2 protein-coding genes are annotated in these 1,587 nt (G+C 30.6%); both read left to right on the top strand.

The genetic code is table 11. The features are described 5' to 3' along the window. A partial coding sequence (locus GH681_RS22985) for a DnaB-like helicase C-terminal domain-containing protein (RefSeq protein WP_153163819.1) occupies positions 1–790 on the top strand: 790 nt, incomplete at its 5' end. A 2-nt stretch (positions 791–792) separates the two neighbouring features. After that, positions 793–1,371 carry a hypothetical protein gene (locus tag GH681_RS22980; protein ID WP_153163818.1) on the top strand — a complete coding sequence of 193 codons (579 nt, stop codon included), beginning with the start codon at positions 793–795 and terminating at the stop codon, positions 1,369–1,371. The last annotated feature ends 216 nt before the right edge of the window (positions 1,372–1,587 follow it).

Raw genomic sequence — 1,587 nt, 5'->3', positions numbered from 1 at the left:
AGGTAGTGGTAAGAGCTCAGTTGCAAATATGTTAGTAATGGATTTGATTGATCTTAATCCTAATCAGGATATCGTAGTATTATACTTTAGTTTAGAAATGGTAGACTACAGAAATGTTGGTCGTGTAATAAGTAATAAAACTAAGAAAACTGTATCTGAATTATATAGTTCAGTAGAAACACTTAGTGATGAAGACTTATTAAAAGCTGAATCGGCAGCTGAAACCATTAAGAAATACAATATATACTTTGTTGATAAAGTATGTAATGTAGAAGAAATAGGTAATACTATAGATTACTTTCATAATACTGTAGCTAACGGTCGTTGGCTAATAGTAGTATTAGACCACGTTCTTCTAGTAAATGGAGAGGGTGGAGAAAGAAGTACAATAGTCGATTTACAGAAAATGTTTATACAGAAGAAGAAACTTTCTAATACTAGTATAATACAGCTTTCACAGATGAATCGTAATATTGAAAGTCCTGATAGAATTAATAATCCAAGCACTCACTTTCCAATGAGAAGTGATTTATCAGCATCTGATGCAATATTTCAAGCTAGTGATTTTGTTATTGCTGTTCACAGACCAGAGATACTTAATCTAGCTATATATGGAGTACGTCGTCTACCTGTAAAAAATAAGGTTTATATGCATTTCTTAAAAGTAAGAGATGGTGAACCATGTATATTAGAATTTGAAAACGAACTTCAATATGGTAATCTAATTGAAACAAATACTGCAAGTGCTGAAGAACAAAAAGTAGTATTTAAACAAATTAAAAAAGGCTGATTATGAAAGGTTTTACAATTAAACTTCCGAAACAAAATATTGACCCTCAGGGTTCTTTGAAAAATCGTATATTAAACGAAGTTAAAAACCGCTTACCGTTTGCTAAATGGTATGGAATTCACACTCCGGAAGATCCGGAATACAGTGTATCATATGCAGGTCCTGAAGACTTGCTATGTTTTGGATGCAATCGAAATGCACATTTCTCTGCATTCAATAAAAAATATTATCGACCGACATGTTCATATGATAATTCACTTACATGTCCGTTCGCAAATCGAGCATTTAAATTGCGTCAATATGATGCTATTTCAGAATTTGATTTAGCATTGAAACGACTAGCAGAATATGCTAAGATCATGGAAGACTATGAAGAAGATCGTGGTTACGATTTTACTTACATGGGTCAACCTGTACGTATTTACCAGAAGTTTATTCAGATTGGTTATACAATCATTCCTATTGATAATCCTAGTCTGTTTTTGAATAACTATCGTAAAGCAGATAAAAATAATATAGTAAATGTTATTATTAATATTAGTAACAGTACTACTGTTAACAATATTCTCAACAATGAATAACGAATAACTTTACATTGTGTAAAATTTCAGTTTTTGTCAGATAATTTCAGAATCTCACAGGTAAAGCATTAACCTATTTTAATATGTTAATACTACCAAAAGAGAAAAACAAACCAAAGGTTAATAATCCAAGATTTTTAATCCTATTTGGTAAACCAAAATCAGGTAAAACTACATTATTATCTAAGCTTGATAATTGTCTTATAATTGACTTAG

Origin of the sequence: Zoogloea sp. 1C4, from assembly GCF_009469605.1 — a bacterium.
GTDB lineage: Bacteria > Pseudomonadota > Gammaproteobacteria > Burkholderiales > Rhodocyclaceae > Zoogloea > Zoogloea oryzae.
Note: the sequence above shows the minus strand (reverse complement) of the source record. Positions and strands in the feature narration are given on the sequence as shown.